15 protein-coding genes, 1 tRNA gene and 1 pseudogene are annotated in these 15,031 nt (G+C 66.9%); 7 read left to right on the top strand and 10 right to left on the bottom strand.

Annotation, left to right across the window (positions count from 1 at the left end; translation table 11 throughout):
• Positions 1–66: 66 nt before the first annotated feature.
• Positions 67–741: a class I SAM-dependent methyltransferase gene (locus WDC87_RS03475; RefSeq protein WP_111202075.1), complete on the top strand. Its 675-nt coding sequence runs from the start codon at positions 67–69 to the stop codon at positions 739–741.
• A 3-nt stretch (positions 742–744) separates the two neighbouring features.
• Here the strand turns inward: WDC87_RS03475 and smqnr are convergent.
• Positions 745–1,391: pseudogene (gene smqnr, locus WDC87_RS03470) on the bottom strand (SmQnr family pentapeptide repeat protein).
• A gap of 159 nt (positions 1,392–1,550) precedes the next feature.
• Here smqnr and WDC87_RS03465 point away from each other — a divergent pair.
• Both WDC87_RS03465 and WDC87_RS03460 read left to right on the top strand, forming a co-directional pair.
• Positions 1,551–2,327 (top strand): DeoR/GlpR family DNA-binding transcription regulator, encoded by a 777-nt coding sequence (locus WDC87_RS03465; RefSeq protein WP_336331281.1) that lies wholly within the window; start codon positions 1,551–1,553, stop codon positions 2,325–2,327.
• 11 nt (positions 2,328–2,338) lie between these two features.
• Positions 2,339–3,472 carry an MFS transporter gene (locus tag WDC87_RS03460; RefSeq protein ID WP_252744376.1) on the top strand — a complete coding sequence of 378 codons (1,134 nt, stop codon included), beginning with the start codon at positions 2,339–2,341 and terminating at the stop codon, positions 3,470–3,472.
• A gap of 9 nt (positions 3,473–3,481) precedes the next feature.
• On the opposite strand, the gene WDC87_RS03455 is transcribed toward WDC87_RS03460, so the two are convergent.
• The 3 genes from WDC87_RS03455 to WDC87_RS03445 all read right to left on the bottom strand — a co-directional run bounded on the left by WDC87_RS03455 (position 3,482) and on the right by WDC87_RS03445 (position 7,662).
• A complete protein-coding gene (locus tag WDC87_RS03455) occupies positions 3,482–4,987 on the bottom strand; it encodes a PepSY-associated TM helix domain-containing protein (RefSeq protein ID WP_252744375.1) in 1,506 nt (501 codons plus the stop codon).
• Between the two features lie 11 nt (positions 4,988–4,998).
• Positions 4,999–7,137: a TonB-dependent receptor gene (locus WDC87_RS03450; protein WP_252744374.1), complete on the bottom strand. Its 2,139-nt coding sequence runs from the start codon at positions 7,135–7,137 to the stop codon at positions 4,999–5,001.
• Positions 7,138–7,266: 129 nt separating this feature from the next.
• Positions 7,267–7,662 carry a DUF2946 family protein gene (locus WDC87_RS03445; protein ID WP_252744379.1) on the bottom strand — a complete coding sequence of 132 codons (396 nt, stop codon included), beginning with the start codon at positions 7,660–7,662 and terminating at the stop codon, positions 7,267–7,269.
• Between the two features lie 241 nt (positions 7,663–7,903).
• On the opposite strand from WDC87_RS03445, the gene WDC87_RS03440 reads away from it, so the two are divergent.
• A complete protein-coding gene (locus WDC87_RS03440; RefSeq protein WP_252744373.1) occupies positions 7,904–8,479 on the top strand; it encodes a hypothetical protein in 576 nt (191 codons plus the stop codon).
• Positions 8,480–8,519: 40 nt separating this feature from the next.
• Entirely contained in the window at positions 8,520–9,617 is a 1,098-nt protein-coding gene (locus WDC87_RS03435; protein WP_252744372.1) for an XVIPCD domain-containing protein, read from the top strand.
• A 34-nt stretch (positions 9,618–9,651) separates the two neighbouring features.
• Here WDC87_RS03435 and WDC87_RS03430 read toward each other — a convergent pair whose 3' ends face one another.
• The gene (locus WDC87_RS03430) at positions 9,652–10,032 is read right to left on the bottom strand and encodes a tautomerase family protein (RefSeq protein ID WP_088497806.1); all 381 of its coding nucleotides are present in this window, start codon (positions 10,030–10,032) and stop codon (positions 9,652–9,654) included.
• 566 nt (positions 10,033–10,598) lie between these two features.
• Between WDC87_RS03430 and WDC87_RS03425 the strand changes: the two genes are divergently transcribed.
• Both WDC87_RS03425 and WDC87_RS03420 read left to right on the top strand, forming a co-directional pair.
• Positions 10,599–11,006, top strand: coding sequence for a hypothetical protein (locus WDC87_RS03425; RefSeq protein WP_072168227.1), 408 nt, complete (start codon positions 10,599–10,601; stop codon positions 11,004–11,006).
• A 52-nt stretch (positions 11,007–11,058) separates the two neighbouring features.
• Positions 11,059–11,622, top strand: a complete 564-nt coding sequence (locus tag WDC87_RS03420) for a hypothetical protein (RefSeq protein ID WP_005415515.1) — start codon at positions 11,059–11,061, stop codon at positions 11,620–11,622.
• A gap of 85 nt (positions 11,623–11,707) precedes the next feature.
• Here the strand turns inward: WDC87_RS03420 and WDC87_RS03415 are convergent.
• From WDC87_RS03415 to mltG, 5 genes are all read right to left on the bottom strand, one after another.
• Positions 11,708–11,782, bottom strand: a tRNA-Val gene (locus WDC87_RS03415).
• A gap of 172 nt (positions 11,783–11,954) precedes the next feature.
• Entirely contained in the window at positions 11,955–12,308 is a 354-nt protein-coding gene (locus WDC87_RS03410; protein WP_005412452.1) for a PilZ domain-containing protein, read from the bottom strand.
• Entirely contained in the window at positions 12,305–13,261 is a 957-nt protein-coding gene (locus WDC87_RS03405; RefSeq protein WP_252744371.1) for a DNA polymerase III subunit delta', read from the bottom strand. The genes WDC87_RS03410 and WDC87_RS03405 overlap by 4 nt, the downstream gene beginning before the upstream one ends.
• Positions 13,258–13,923: a dTMP kinase gene (gene tmk / locus WDC87_RS03400; protein WP_072168229.1), complete on the bottom strand. Its 666-nt coding sequence runs from the start codon at positions 13,921–13,923 to the stop codon at positions 13,258–13,260. The genes WDC87_RS03405 and tmk overlap by 4 nt, the downstream gene beginning before the upstream one ends.
• Positions 13,920–14,981 carry an endolytic transglycosylase MltG gene (mltG, locus tag WDC87_RS03395; protein WP_252744370.1) on the bottom strand — a complete coding sequence of 354 codons (1,062 nt, stop codon included), beginning with the start codon at positions 14,979–14,981 and terminating at the stop codon, positions 13,920–13,922. The genes tmk and mltG overlap by 4 nt, the downstream gene beginning before the upstream one ends.
• Positions 14,982–15,031: the final 50 nt, after the last annotated feature.

Genomic DNA, 15,031 nt, shown 5'->3' with positions numbered 1-15,031 from the left:
AGCGGCGCGCAATGCCTCTTGCGCGCCGCGCTACAGTGGTATGTCCCCTGCTGCAGGAATCCGCGCATGTCCACGTTCTCCGATCCGCAGGCGGTGGCCCGCTATGCCGAAGCACCGCTGCGCCAGGTGCCCGGTTTCCTCGCCCTGCAGCAGATGAGCCGCCTGCTGCTGGCCGAACGCGTTCCCGCGCAGGGCCGCGTGCTGGTACTCGGTGCCGGAGGTGGGCTGGAGCTGAAGGCCTTTGCCGAGGCGCAACCGGGCTGGCAGCTGCTGGGCGTGGATCCGGCCGCGCCGATGCTCGCGCTGGCCGAGCAGACACTGGGCCCGTTGAACGCACGCGTTGAGCTGCTGGAAGGCTACATCGACGATGCCCCGGACGTGCGCTTCGATGGTGCCAGCTGCCTGCTGACCCTGCACTTCCTCGATGCCGCGCAGCGCCTGCACACGCTGCGCGAGCTGCACAGGCGCCTGCAGCCCGGCGCACCGCTGGTGGTGGCCCACCACAGCGTGCCGCAGGATCCGGACGGCAAGCTGCGCTGGTTGCAGCGCTACGCCGCGTTCGCCGAAGCCTCGGGTGTTGCCCACGCCGATGCACAGCGCGCGATCGACGCCATTGCCGAGCGACTGCCACTGCTGGCGCCCGAACAGGAAGTGGCGCTGCTGCAGGAGGCCGGCTTCGACGGCGTGGAGCTGTTCTATGCAGGCTTCAGCTTCAGGGGCTGGGTGGCGTACGCCGGGTGAAGCCTACGGCACCACGGTGATGCCGATGCGCTGCATCAACAGCGCCACCTGCTGCAGATCCAGCGTGGCGCCACGCAGGTTGGTGCTGCGCAGGTCCAGCTCACCCAGCTCCGAGTGGTCAGGTCACAGCCGGTGAAGTTGGCGCTGTTCCAGTCGATGCCCTCGAACTGGCCGCCGGACAGGTCCGAGCCGGCGAAGCTGGCGCCGCTGACGTTCGCACCATCCCAGCGGTTTTCCCACAGTTCGCATTTCTCCAGCGTCACCCGCGAGAAATTGGCATAGCGCAGGTTCGACTTCTTGATGAAGGCGCTGCAGAACCCGCTGCGCGGGGTGATCTGGTTCATGAAGCTGGCGCCGCTGAAATCCGCGCCCTGCGCGCGGCACTCGCTGATTTCCAGGCCCAATGCCTTGACGAAATTGAAGTGGCACATGCTGATGTCGCAGCTGCGGAAGCTGGCTTCCTTCAGCGTGGCGCCATTGAAGCGGCAGCCGGTACGGCTGTCGGCATCGTAGAAACTGCAGTTGATGAACTCGGTGCCGGTCAGGTCCACGCCGGAAAAATCGCACTCGTGGAACTGCTGATCGACCACTTTCTGGCCGGTGTACTGGTCCGCGCCGATGCGCAGCTTGCGGTGAACGGTGTAGGACATCAGGGATTCCATGCCAGGAGTCCCGCCATCATGCCGCGCCGCGAGGGCGATCCATAGACGTGGGCGCGGGCGGATTCACCGGCAGTCCAGCCGCCCCGTGCCCCCCAATACCGGATGCACGGTGTTGCACGTTACTGCACGAACGTGCAGACTTATGGCATGAGCTCAGACCCCAGCCCCCTCCCCGCCCAGCGCACCCGGCAGATCCTTGAGGAGCTGCGCCAGCAGGGGCGCGTGGTCGCTGCCGAACTGGCGCGCCGCTATGCCGTCTCCGAAGATTCGATCCGCCGCGACCTGCGCGAGCTGGCCGCACAGGGCCTGTGCCAGCGTGTCTACGGCGGCGCCGTGCTGCCGCCGCCCAAGGAACGCCCGCTGCGCGAGCGCCTGACCCGCGACCGCGGCGACAAGGCCGAGCTGGCCGCACGCGTGTGCGCGTTGCTGCAACCCAATCAGGTTGTACTGCTCGATGCCGGTTCAACCAACCTGGCGATCGCCCAGCAGCTGCCGCCCGCTCTCGGGCTGACGGTGATCACCAATGCCCCGCAGATCGCCACCGCCGCCAGCGCGCTTGAAGGCACCCTGGTGCAGCTGATCGGCGGCCGCTTGGCCAGCGGCGGCGGTGCGGTCGGCGCAGAAGCACTGGGCCAGGTGCAGCGCCTGCGCGCCGACGTGTACCTGCCCGGCCCCTGCGCGGTGGACGGCGATACTGGTGTATGGGCAATGGATGCAGAAGAGGCCACGCTGAAGCGCGCGATGGTCGCGTGCAGCAGCCGCGTCATCGTCGCCGCCACTACTGAAAAGCTCGGTGCCCGCGGCCACTGGCAGATCGCCAGCCTCGACGAGATCGACGACCTGGTGCTGACCACCACCGCACCGCCCGCATTGGCGGCACGCTTCCGCGCCGCCGGCATCGCGGTACACCCCACTCCGCCCTGACCGTACCGCTCATGTCCGTTGCCAACCGCGCGCGTGCCGAACAGCACGCGACCCGCGCTGCGTTCTTCATTCCCGGCTTCGCCAACGCGCTGTGGGCCACCCTGGTGCCGTTCGCCAAGGCACGCACCGGGATCAACGACGCCACGCTGGGGCTGGCGCTGCTGTGCCTGGGTGCTGGTTCGCTGCTGGCGATGCCGTTGTCCGGCGTGCTCGCCGCGCGCCTCGGTTGCCGGCGGGTGATGGTGGCCAGCAGCCTGCTGATCTGCCTGACCGTGCCCGGCCTGGCCCTGGCCGGCTCGGCCTGGAAACTGGGGCTGGTGCTGTTCGTGTTCGGCGCCGCCGTGGGCGCGATGGACTGCACGATAAACGTACAGGCCGTCATCGTCGAGCGCGAAGCACGGCGCGTAATGATGTCCGGCTTCCATGCCTTCTTCAGCATCGGCGGCTTCCTCGGCGCGGCCACCATGACCGTGCTGCTGTCCGCACAGCTGCCGCCCTTGGCATCGGTGCTGGTCGGCGTTGGTGCCATGCTGCTGCTGATGCTGCTGTCAGCGGCGTACTGGCACAGCGAACGCATGCCGCATGACACGCCCATGCTGGTCCTGCCGCACGGCATCGTGCTGTTCATCGGCGTGCTGGCGTTCGTCGCCTTCCTCGGCGAAGGTGCGATGCTCGACTGGAGCGCGGTGTTTCTCAGCGACGTGCGCCGCGTCGATGCCAGCCTCGCCGGCATCGGCTATGTGACCTTCACCCTGACGATGACCGTCGCGCGCCTGTTCGGCGATGCACTGGTGGCACGCGTGGGCCGCCAGCGCGCGATCGTGTTCGGCGCGTTGCTCGCCGCCGCGGGCGTACTGGTGCTGACCCTGGTCACGCCGTGGCAGGCGTCGCTGGCGGGCTATGTGCTGGTCGGCCTCGGTTGCGCCAACATCGCCCCCGCACTGTTCTCGCTGGCCGGCCACCAGACCCGCATGCCCGGCGCACTGGCAATCACTGCCGTGTCCACGCTCGGCTTTGCCGGCATCCTTGCCGGGCCGGCGCTGATCGGCTTCGCCGCAGATCATTTCGGACTGATCGCCGCGTTCATCGGCGTGGCCACGGCCTTGTTGCTGGTGGCCGTGTCCACGCGTTGGCTGCAGGTGTAGCGCGGCGCATCAACGCCGCCTGCGGCGCAGCTTCATCCGCACGCGCCGGTAGCCGATCACCGTCGCCGTGGCGCACAGCGCGGTGCCAGCAGCGCTCAGCAGCAGCAACACCGCCAACCGGACACCTTCCTGGCGCAGCATCGCAGGCAGATCCCAGCTGTGCAGGAAGTAGAACAACCAGCGCCCCACCCGCTCGCGATGACCCATCGTCAGCAACGGATCGCCCGTAGCCAGGTCGAGATAGACGCGCGTCGCCTCGGCATCACCGAAGTCCACCACGGCCACCGGGAAGCGGCGTACCGCTGCACCATTCATGGCCTCGGGCGCACGCGGATAGAAGTACGCATCCGCTGCATGCTGCACCACGAAGACCTGCATCGGTGCATCGGACAACGCACGCACCTTCTGCTGCAGCCAAGCTGCCGGCAGCAACCGCGTAACCTGCAGATGCCCATTGCTGCCGGACACGATGCGAGTTTCACCCCGGCCGTCCAGCAGTACCGCGAACAGTTCACCACTGATCCGTCGCCACTGAATCTCCACCGGCTGGAAGCGCGCGGCTTCGGCCACTGCCAGAAGCGTGTCAGGATCACCCAGCGCACCGTCCACCGCCACCGCGCCGCCACGGTAGTGCTCAACATCGATCGCCCCCCGCGTGCTGCTGAAGACGCCCAATGGATTCATCGACATCAGGCCGCTGAAGATCCAGGTGAACACGAAGGCCGCAGCACACAATCCGATCAGATGGTGCCAGCGCATCCACGACTCCACGTACGGCGTCTTCGCACCGGAACGATAGTGCCCACGGAAACGCCAGCGCCACACTCCCACCACGATGCCGCTGATCACCGCCACCGTGCACATTGCGGACAGCACGATCACCACCCACGTCCACACCGGGTCGACCGACTGCATGCGCAGGAAGTACAGCCAGTGCAGCCAGGCGCCCACATAGTTCCAGCGCTGCTGCACATGCGGGGCGTCCAGCAGCACTTCGCCGGTACGCGACGACACATACAGGTCGCCCGGTTGCTCACCGCCCACCTCCACCCGGTACAGCGGCCGATGCGCATCCAGAGCGCGCGAATGCGTCCAGCGGTCCTCGTCCACGCGCATCGCTCCCACGAAGGCCGGGCCTACGGCGAACTGTGCAGCGGATGCTTCGGCGCGCTGTGCCGACACCGGCAGCAGCGCCTGACCGGTGTATGCAGACCAGGCCCCCACGTGGCGGCCACCACGCACCACATAGGCGGGCTCGCCACGCAGCGTGGTCAGCGCCACGGCCTCCGGCTCGGCCTGCAGAGCAGCCGGCAGTACAGACAGCCCCTGCAGGTCGCGGGCCTCGCCCAGCACTGGCAATGCCGCCAGCCGCTCACCGGGTGTCAGCTTCGGGTAACCAATGAACAGCATCACCATGCCGCTGACGAACCACAGCAGCATCAGCAGGCATCCGCCGATGCCCAGCCAACGATGCACCAGGTAGGTCCAGCGCTTGGCGGTGGATCGCAGCGACATCGCCAGCGCCCTCAGAAGCGATGGTCGACGGTGAATTCGACGCGCCGGTCCGCCCCCAGCAGCCACTGGGTGCTGGTGTAGTACGCGGTGGCGTAGTACGCCTTGTCGAACACGTTGAACAGCCGGGCGGACAGCCGCGTGCGCGGTGCCGCCTGCCAGGTCAACGCCAGGTCGGTGGTACTGTAGCCGGGCAGCTCCAGCGTGTTGGCGTTATCGGCGTAGCGCTTGCCGACGTAGCGCACGCCACCCGCCGCACTCCAGTCCGGTGCGAATTGCCAGCTGAGCCACGCACTGGCCAGGCGCTCGGCTACGTTCGGCGGCACGTTGCCATCACGCGAGACCAGCATCGGCGGCGAACCCGTGGTTTCCAGGAATTCCTCGAACTCGGCCTTCAGCACCGTCGCATTGGCATCGAGCGACCACCGCGGCGCGAACGCCCAGTTCAACGATGCCTCGATGCCGCGTGACGTCTGCGCGCCCACCTGCACCCGGCGATCCGGCACCAGCGGATCACGGCTGAGCAGCCCGGTCTTGCGGATGCGGTACGCCGCCAGCGTCCACTCGCCACCGTCGAAGGCCTGCTTCAGGCCCACCTCGATCTGCCGCCCCTTGGCCAGATCGAACGCTCCATTGGCCGGGCTGATCATCAGCAGCCCGCTGACCGGATCTGCCGCCTGCGAGTACTGCGCATACAGGCTCAGCGTCGGCTGCAGCGCAAATACCGTGCCGGCGCGCCAGCCGGTGCTGCTGTAGGTTTTCGAGAACGCGTTCTGGCCACTGATCAGATCGGTGCGATCGATGCGCGCGCGATCGTGGCGCAGGCCAGCCAGCACCGACCAGCGCTCGCTCAGCGCCAACCGGTCTTCCACGAACAGCGCGTACTGCTCGGCACGGTTGCGATAGCGCGGCAGGTTCGGCGCATCGCTGGCGAACTGCCCCGGGACAGGATCGAACGGATCGACCGGGCCCGAGCTGCCGGCATAGGTGTTATTGGTGTGCTTGAAGTGCGCGCGGTTGGCGTCCAGGCCCACCGCGAAGCTGTTCGCCCAAGCGCCCACATTGCCCTGCGCGCGCAGCGTCGAGGTCAGCCCCGTCTGGTCCTGGTTGTGGGTGATCTGGGTGTTACCCGAGCGGTCGACCAACCCGGTTCGCGGGTTGTAGACATAGGCCTCGGCGTTGCGCCAATCGCGCTGGCTGTCGATCTGGTAGAGGCGCGTGCGCCAGTCAACGTTCGCGTTCGGCGTCCACTGCGCATCGAGCTGCGTCCAGCGGTCGCGGAAGCGGATTTCGCTGTCGTCCACGTTGTAGTTGCGGTGGCGCAGCGCCTCCAGCTGGCGGCCCTCGACCAGCGGCGTGCCGAAGTAGCGCATCGGTTGCTGGTAGCCCTGCGCATGGGTGAGCGTCAGCTGCAGGTCCGGGCGAGCCTGCCACAGCAACGCACCGGAGAACGTCGCATCGTTGTTGCGGCCACGGTCGACCCAGCCACCGCTGTAGTTGCCACTCACATCCAGCCGGCAGGCCAGCCCGGACGCCAGCGCGCCACCACTGCCGAAGCCCAGCCGCGCGGTGTCCTCGCTGCCCACGGTCACGCTGATCTCGTTCTCGATGGCACCGCGCGAGGGCTTCTTCGGCACGATGTTGATCACCCCGCCGATCGCACCATCGCCATGGATCACCGAGGCCGGTCCGCGCAGCACTTCGATGCGCTCGATCGACCAGGTATCGAACGGGAAGGTGATGCCCACGCCGCCGTACTGGCGCAGCCCGTCGTACAGCCGCATCACCGAAGCACCGTCGGTGAAGCCACGGCTGGAAAGCGCGCTCAAGCCGTTGCCCGGGTGCGGCATGGCACTGATCGCACCCGCCCGGCTGATCGCATCGTTGAGGTTGCTGTCGCCGCGCTGCTCCAGTTGTTCGCGCGAAATCACCGTCAGGCTGGCAGGTGTCTGCAGCACGCTCAGGCCCAATGCAGAGCCGGCGCTGGCGGTGGAGGACAGCTCGCCTCTGCGGGTATCGATCACGCGTACGGCATCCAGCGTGGTCGGGGGTGCCACGTCGGCAGCAAGGGCAGAAGCGGAGTGCAGCAGCAGCGCGCAAGCGACAGGCAGCGTCGCCCGGCGCAGGCGCGCGGAGTTGGGGTTCGTTTTCATTTGTTCACGGCATGCAAGGCCACCCCGCAATGGCAGGGCAGCAATCAGAAAGGGACAAACACGCGCGTGCGGGCACCGGCCGTGGCCGGCAACCTCATGGAAGAACGTTCAATGCAGCGCGCGTGCGGCTCAGGCAGCCATCAGTGCCGGCGGCCCACGCGCGCCCAATGTGCCGCTGATCCGTTGCGGCAACGCCTGCACGGCACCGCGCAACGCGCGGCACACCGGTGACATCGGCGCCAACAGCAGCACGGCCGCCACCAGCAGGGCGATCAGCCGTGCAGCGATCAGGCAGTAATCGCAGTCCACGCCCATCTCATGATCGGCATGCGGATCGGCGGGCGGCTTCTTTGCGGTCTCGCCGTGCGACATCGCCATCGCGTGATGGTCGTGATGGCCTTCCATCGCGTGCTGCGCATGCTCTGCGTGCATTGCGTGGTCCATGGCTGCCACCGGTGCCGCGGCAGCCACGTGACCATGCGCCAGCCAGCGGCTCACCAGCGGGGCGAGCAGCACCAGCAGCATGGCAAGCCAAGCCAGGGCCTGGAACCGGCGGTGGAGGACAGAATGACGCACGCCGCCATTCTACGGGGCCACGGTCAACCTTGGACCGCGTTCAGGGTTTGCCCCCTGCGACACGGTGACGCAGGGGCTCGCCTCGCGCGGCGACATGTGAATGGACCGCACCGCGGTCTCTGCGCTTGCGGGCTCTGCCTCGCCAACGTTAGGGTTCAATTGGCCACGGCAAGGAGCCAGAGGAATCCGCATGACCACCCGCATCAAGCACCGGCAGCGCATCTGCCTGCTCGGCCTGACCGCGCTGCTTGCCGCCTGCGCCGACAACGGGCCGCCCCCACCGCCAGAGCCGCTGGAACTCTCACAACCCATCGCCGTGGACGCGCCTGGCCAGCAGGTGCAGTTCGAGTTCGAAACCACGGCGCGCAATTTTGCCAGCTACCGTACATATGCGGTGGAGCTGGATCTGCAGCACGTCTCCCCGTCGCCAGATGCTGCTTCTCCGCGCGACCTGCACATTCCTTTACGCGTTGGACTTCAGCAATGGTCCGGCGGCACGTGGCAGTCGCTGGCAAGCCCCGACGCCTACCAGATCGCACAGTCGCAATCTGGCCAGCCACTGCCAGACTGGCACCGCGATGCGGGACTGAACTACGCTCAGACCCAACGAGGCAGCGACGGGGCCTATCGACTCCATGTCGCGTTGCTGCCGTTGCAGGCGCGTAGCCGCTATCGGGTCCAGATCAGCACGGTTGAAGACATCGCACCGCTTCGTGGCGCAAGCGCCAGGATACTGATTCACGAATCGCGTCCGCTCGCCAAGTAGCGCGGCGCCTTCGTACACCTTCCAGGAGGATCACACGCACATGGACAAGCCACGCTACATCGTCGATATCGTCATTGCGGCGCCGGGAACACCGCTTCTCGACCCGGTAACGCAGCAGCCGCTGCGTAATCCGGATGGTTCCCCGCAGACATCCGGGCCGGGACACATGTTCTACGTCCTGCGAGCACCGGGAAAAGATCCGGCGAGCTACGGCTTTGCACCGATCGAGCACGGCAGCATGAACGGACCGGGCGACATCGTGGACAGCGATGCAAAGACCTACAAGAACCCGCATTACACGCGCTCTCTGGAAATCACCGAAGCCCAGTACAACAAGCTCAAGGCGTTCGGCGACGATCCAGTGGCGCACGGCTTCAGCAAGCACTATGCCGACGTGCGCCACAACTGTGTGGACTTCGCCTGGGGCGCATTGAATCATGCCGGCATCCAGCGCAAGCACAGCCTGGACGTGAACAGCATCGGCGGCCCTGTTGGCCAATTGCTGCCAGACGTCCGCATTCCGCTGGGCGTCCAGTCACAGGGCAAGGACGGCTATCGTCCGCTGCGCAACATCCATGGCGTGGACAGCATTGAGCCGCCTTTCCCCAACAGCGAACTCAACCGCACCACCACTCATCCCCTGCCCGAGCGCAGCTTGAAGCAGCGTCTGCTCAGCGAAACCGATGGCATTGATGGCCCCTTGGACGAGCGTCTGGCTGCGGACGCGCGCGCACCGGGGCACAGCCTTCATGCCTTGGACCAGAAAGTGCGTACCGCACTCGCCCAGGCCAGCGAACAGCAGGGACTGCCCCCCGGACAGGAGCACGAACGACTGGCCGGCCATCTGACCCACGCGGCGGTGCAGGCCGGCTTCAGCGAAAAGGACACGCTGCAGGTGGCATTCAGTTCAAACAGCACCGCCGAGGCACCCGGCTACGTATTCCTGCATCGCAGCGGCGACACCGCCTCGCCGGACCCAGCCGCCAATCGCCAGCGCCTGTCCCTGCTCGATACGCAGCAGGGCGACGCGGATACGCTGTATCAGCAGGCCAATGTGCAGCAGCAATCCCGCGACGCAAGTCGGCTGGCGCAGGACGAGCAACAGGCACAACAGCAGGCGTCGCCGCGCATGGCCTGACCCAGCCGCATCAGGCGCTGACACCGTTCCCGCATCAACTCACGTACTGCGCCTGACCGTTCCCGAACGACCAGTTCTCCTTCTTCACTTCCACCAGATTGATGAACACATCCTCGCGGCGGATGCCCACCGCCGCATACAGTCCATCGGCGATGCCGGCGTACAACGCCTTTTTCTGCTCGAGCGTGCGCCCTTCGTTCCAGGTGATCTGGATGCAGATGAAGTCGTCGGTGCGATCCACGCCCAAGTAGCCGGGGTCGTAGATCAGCGTGCCGGGCGCGTGTTCCTGGAAGATCTGGAAGCGGTCGTTTTCCGGAACGCCCACCGCGCGCATGGCCTGGTAGATGGTTTCGCCGACGCGTTGCAGGTAGTCGGCGGATTTACCTTTGCGGAGATCGATGCGGGCAAGCGGCATGGTGGCACTCCAGAGTGGATGGGTACGACGACAGGCTGAGACTACGCCTGCCCGGGGCCGCGGGACAGCGCAGGGATGGAACCCTCTGGCTCCATGCGTGGCATGTTCCCGCCTCCGCCGCGCGGGGTGACGCGATTGCCATGGCGGCGCCGCTCTGGAGTCGTCTTGTGCACGGTCGGTAGGGGCGGCGATGCGCGCCATCAGTGATGGGCCGCACTACTCGCGCGTGTCGAACGACACACATCGGAGAACGTCTGGCCTGCCTAGGGACAGTTGAGAATTTTCCTTACAGACCGATGTGATTGCCCGGCTTGAAGATCCCCGCGCCGAGGCAAGACGCCTTGGCCGGGATTGGCGTCTCGAATAAACGAATGAACACCCATCGCTGCGGTTTACGTCGCAGCAGAGAGAATGCACCGATTGCCTTCAATGGCGGCCGGTGCGTGGGGATCGACAGATCCGCCAGGCCTTCTTCTCGATGGGAGTTCGTTTGCCTTGGTACGCCAACCCGCACCGTCCGCCACCTTCACTCGGGAAGGTGGCTTTGCGCCAGTGAGGGTTTCACCATGACCAACCGCACCGCCGTCCATCCCCGCCTGCACGCGCTTATCGGCGACGTCGCAGCCGACGTGCCCGGGGACCTCGCACGCGAGATCGAGTGCGCCCTGAACGAACAGAACCTGCCGACGCAGTCGGCCACGTTCTTCGCCCGACTCAATGCGATCAACCAGGCCGACGGTGATGACGGACAGCCGTGCATCAGCCTCACCCTCGGCGCCAGCAATCACGCTTCATTGCGCCGCTCACTGTCTGGGCTCGGCGCATTGCTCGACCTGCTGCAGGCCGCCGACCATGCGCGCAACGAAGGTGGCCCGGACGAACAGTTGGGCGCCTTCCATATCGACGGACTGATCGTGGCCGCCCGACAACTGGTGCGCGAGGCACATCATTGCCTCTCCGGCGGCGACGCCTGACCGGCCCGGATACGCTCCCGCTACAATCGCGCAGTGAGCGCAGGAGACCGCAATGGACGCCGAACACCTGGAATACTTCAAGGCCGCACTGGAAGGCCGCGCAACCGTGGGCTGGAACGTCTGGTTCGCCGCCAACCAGCACGCGCTGGCACAACAGCTGAGCCGCCCTGCACTGCTGCGCTTGAAGTTCAGCACACTGGATGAAGCCGAACGCCTGCTGGCCGAAGCCGGCATCGTGCCCCGCAGCACAGCGGGCAAGCGCTACGAAATGTACTGCGCGCAGTTCTCGCCGGACGTGGTGGACGCGAACGGTCGCCCGCTACCGGCCCTCTGGCGCGCGGCGCACGGCGGTGCCATCGGCCTGCTGGCCGACGGTGAGCAGGAGGCCGGCCAGGCGAAGCTGCTCGCGGAGTTCCGCCGCGTCCGCAAGCGCGGGCTGCAGCAGGCCCATGAATGGTTGGCCGATCTGTGCTTTGAGGGCGAGATGGAACTGACCAGCGGCAATGCCGAGGTGGGCCGTAGCCTATTGGCGGTGGTGGTGCAGGCGGGTAGCGGCCATGACCTGCTGGATGCCACGGCGATGATCGCGCGCGAGCTGCTGGAGCGGCACGGCTGAAAGGGCGTGTGCTTCCAGCTGATCCTGCTGGATCGCTGGTAACAAAAAAGCCCCCATTTCTGGAGGCTTCTTTCGTTCTGCAACATGGTGGGCGGTACAGGGATCGAACCTGTGACCCTTGCCGTGTGAAGGCAATGCTCTACCGCTGAGCTAACCGCCCGGTGTGTTGCTGAGCCGCTCATTATAGGGGCTTTTCAGAGGCCGTCAACACTTTTTCACATTCGTGTTCACGGGTGTCTCGGGATGTGCAGCCGAGCATGGCTCGGCTCTACAGAACAGCGGGGTACGCGTGTTTCGGTGGTTCCGCCGAGCATGGCCCGGCGCTACCGGAATCACATCGTATGGGTCGGCTTGTCCGAGCCGGTAAGCCCGGCCAGCAGGGTCTCGATCTTGTGGCGCACGCCCTCGCCTTCGGCACCATCGGCCAGCTGCACGCCGATGCCGGCGGTGCGGTTGCCCTGCGCGCCTGCCGGGGTCACCCAGATCACCTTGCCGGCCACCGGCAGGCGCTCGCTGGAATCGGGCAGGGTCAGCAGCAGGAACACCTCGTCGCCCAGGAAGTAGCGCTTGGGCGTGGGCACGAAGATGCCGCCATTCTTCACGAACGGCATGTACGCGCTGTACAGCGCGGCTTTGTCCTTCACGGCCAGGGACAGGATGCCCTGGCGGGCGTTGCTGGCACTCATCGATTTCCCCTTGCGGCAGGCCGCTCGTTCACCTTGTTCCAGGCCAGCAGCAACTCGACCACCGCAAGGTCTGCACGCACCGTGGTGCGCAGCAGGTCGCGGGTGCGGTTGGCCGCATCGAACCAGGCTGCAAGCTTGTGCAATCGCTCCGGCGTGGTCAAGGCATCGGTGCTGACCTGGGCCAGTGCCAGGTCGGCGGCAAAGCGCAGGCGCAGCGCCGCGTTGTCGTCACCGCACCACTTCTGCGCCAGCTCCACCGCGCCGGTCTTGCCGGTGACCAGCTGTTCCAGATCTCGACCGACTTCGCGGCGCAGGCTCAGGCCGTCTTCGCGCAGCCAGTTGTCGGCCTGGCCGGGATGGCCGCGGGCGGCGTCCAGCGCTTCGCGCGCCGATGCCTCGCTATGGCCCTGCTGCTGCAGCCAGGCCAGTGCTTCGTGCGGCGGCGGCAACTTGAATTCCAGGCGCTGGCAGCGGCTGCGGATGGTCTGCGGCAAGCGTGCCGGGTCGCTGCTGATCAGCCACAGGTAGCGGCCGGGCTGCGGCTCTTCCAGCGTCTTCAGCAGTGCGTTGGCCGCCGAGCGGTTGATCGCATCGGCCGGGTCGACGATCACCACCTGCGCCACGCCGTACTGTGGGGTCAGCGCCAGCTTGTCGGTGATCTCGCGCACCTGCTCGATCACGATCTCGGTGCGCAGCTTGTCGCCGCTCTTGTTCGGAATGAAGCTGACCAGCTGCAGGTCCGGGTGTGTACCCGCTGCGATCAGCTGGCGCGTGCGCGTGGCGTGGGCTGCATCGCCCTGCGCCAGCACGTGGTCGGCCAACGCCAGCGCCACCTCATGCTTGCCCAGCCCGGCCGGACCGCAGATCAGCAGGCCATGACCGAGGCGACCGGCGTCGAGCGCGGCCACCGTCTGCTCGAACGCGCGCTGCTGCCACGGTGAAAAGGTACTCATGCGCCCTCCCCGCCCTGCAGCCAGCGCTCGACACGCGCGACCACGTCGGCGGCCACGCGTTCCTGCACCTGGCCGGCGTCGATCAACGCAAAGCGCTGCGGGTCCTGCTGTGCGCGGCTGCGGAACACTTCGCGCACGCGCTGGAAGAAATCGTCCTGCTCGCTCTCGATGCGGTCCGGCCACAGGTCACGGCCGTTGGCGCGCGCGCGGCCTATGGCCACGTCCACGTCCAGCAGCAGGGTCAGCCCCGGCAACAGGCCGACCGCGCGACGCTCCAGATCGGCAATCCACTGCGGATCCAGGCCACGGCCACCGCCCTGGTAGGCATAGCTGGAATCGGTGAAACGATCGCTCAGCACATAGGCGCCGCGCTGCAGTGCTGGCTGGATCACCTGGCGCACGTGCTGCGCGCGCGCGGCGAATACCAGCAGCAGCTCGGCTTCGGCGCTGAGCGGTTCGGCGGCGATCTCGGCATCGGGTTTCAGCACCAGGCCGCGGATGCGCTCGGCCAGTGGCGTGCCGCCGGGTTCACGGGTCAGCACCACCTCGTGGCCGTGGCCGCGCAGGCACTCACGGATGGCATTGATGGCGGTGGTCTTGCCCGCGCCCTCGCCGCCTTCCAGGCTGACGAAACGCGGGTGGCGAAGCAGCGCGGGACTCATTGCGCCGGGGTCTCCTGGGTACGTTGCTGGCGCAGCTGCTGCAGGTAGCGCGCCACGGCGGCGTTGTGCTGGTCCAGGCTGGGCGAGAACACGTGCGCGCCGCTGCCATCGCCCACGGCGACGAAGTACAGCGCGTCGCCCGGCGCCGGCTGTGCGGCCGCCATCAGCGCGTCACGGCTGGGCATGGCGATCGGGGTCGGGGTCAGGCCGGCACGGGTGTAGGTGTTGTAAGGGGTGTCGGTGGTCAGGTCGCGACGGCGGATGTTGCCGTCATACGCAGCACCGAGGCCGTAGATCACGGTCGGGTCGGTCTGCAGGCGCATGCCGATCTTCAGGCGGCGCATGAACACCCCGGCAATCTGCGGGCGCTCGCTGGCCAGCGCGGTTTCCTTTTCGATGATCGAGGCCAGCGTCAGCAGTTCGTAGGGCGTGTTGATCGGCAGGTCCGGCGCGCGGCTTTCCCAGGCCTCGTCCAGCGCCTTTGCCATTGCGGCGTGGGCGCGCTTGAGCACGTCCAGATCGCTGTCGCCGCGCTGGTAGACGTAGGTCTCCGGCAGGAAGCGGCCTTCCGGATGCTGGCCACCGAAGCCGAGGCGCTGCATCAACGCGGCGTCATCAAGCGTGTCGGTGGTGTGCAGCAGCGGTTCGGCGCGCTTGAGTGCGGCACGCAGCTGGCGGATGTTCCAGCCCTCGACAATCGTGACGCGGTGCTGCAGCACCTTGCCGGCGCGCATGCGCAGCAGCAGTTCGCGCGGGGTCAGGTCATCACTCAGCGCGTACTCGCCCACCTTCAGCTTGCCGGCGGCATCGAGCTGGCGCGCCAGCAGCTGCCACTGGGTGTCCTGGCCCTCGTCCACGCCGGCTTCGCGCAGCTTGCGCAGCACGCTGTTCATGCCATCGCCGCTGGCGATGACCACGCTCTCGGCGGCCGGGGTGATCGGGGCATCGGCGAAGCGGGTCTGCTGGTAGAAGAACCACGCGCCCGCGCCGGCCACGACGGCGGCCAGCACCACCACCAGCGTTACCACGAACAGACACCCGCGCTTGGCTCCCGCCATGGACTACCTCTGAACTCGATTCCGTCGTGCAGGATACCGTGCCGGTGGAT

The organism is Stenotrophomonas maltophilia group sp. Smal12 (assembly GCF_037079935.1).
GTDB classification, from domain to species: domain Bacteria; phylum Pseudomonadota; class Gammaproteobacteria; order Xanthomonadales; family Xanthomonadaceae; genus Stenotrophomonas; species Stenotrophomonas sepilia.
This window is presented reverse-complemented; position numbering and strand designations above follow the sequence as displayed.

Coding starts and splice junctions, on each gene's coding strand:
- WDC87_RS03435 (WP_252744372.1), top strand. CDS start 8,520: ATGGACAAGCCACGCTACATCGTCGATATCGTCATTGCGGCGCCGGGA.
- WDC87_RS03455 (WP_252744375.1), bottom strand. CDS start 4,987: ATGTCGCTGCGATCCACCGCCAAGCGCTGGACCTACCTGGTGCATCGT.
- mltG (WP_252744370.1), bottom strand. CDS start 14,981: ATGGCGGGAGCCAAGCGCGGGTGTCTGTTCGTGGTAACGCTGGTGGTG.
- WDC87_RS03410 (WP_005412452.1), bottom strand. CDS start 12,308: ATGAGTGCCAGCAACGCCCGCCAGGGCATCCTGTCCCTGGCCGTGAAG.
- WDC87_RS03460 (WP_252744376.1), top strand. CDS start 2,339: ATGTCCGTTGCCAACCGCGCGCGTGCCGAACAGCACGCGACCCGCGCT.
- WDC87_RS03440 (WP_252744373.1), top strand. CDS start 7,904: ATGACCACCCGCATCAAGCACCGGCAGCGCATCTGCCTGCTCGGCCTG.
- WDC87_RS03445 (WP_252744379.1), bottom strand. CDS start 7,662: ATGCTGCTGGTGCTGCTCGCCCCGCTGGTGAGCCGCTGGCTGGCGCAT.
- WDC87_RS03420 (WP_005415515.1), top strand. CDS start 11,059: ATGGACGCCGAACACCTGGAATACTTCAAGGCCGCACTGGAAGGCCGC.
- WDC87_RS03465 (WP_336331281.1), top strand. CDS start 1,551: ATGAGCTCAGACCCCAGCCCCCTCCCCGCCCAGCGCACCCGGCAGATC.
- tmk (WP_072168229.1), bottom strand. CDS start 13,923: ATGAGTCCCGCGCTGCTTCGCCACCCGCGTTTCGTCAGCCTGGAAGGC.
- WDC87_RS03405 (WP_252744371.1), bottom strand. CDS start 13,261: ATGAGTACCTTTTCACCGTGGCAGCAGCGCGCGTTCGAGCAGACGGTG.
- WDC87_RS03425 (WP_072168227.1), top strand. CDS start 10,599: ATGACCAACCGCACCGCCGTCCATCCCCGCCTGCACGCGCTTATCGGC.
- WDC87_RS03430 (WP_088497806.1), bottom strand. CDS start 10,032: ATGCCGCTTGCCCGCATCGATCTCCGCAAAGGTAAATCCGCCGACTAC.
- WDC87_RS03450 (WP_252744374.1), bottom strand. CDS start 7,137: ATGAAAACGAACCCCAACTCCGCGCGCCTGCGCCGGGCGACGCTGCCT.
- WDC87_RS03475 (WP_111202075.1), top strand. CDS start 67: ATGTCCACGTTCTCCGATCCGCAGGCGGTGGCCCGCTATGCCGAAGCA.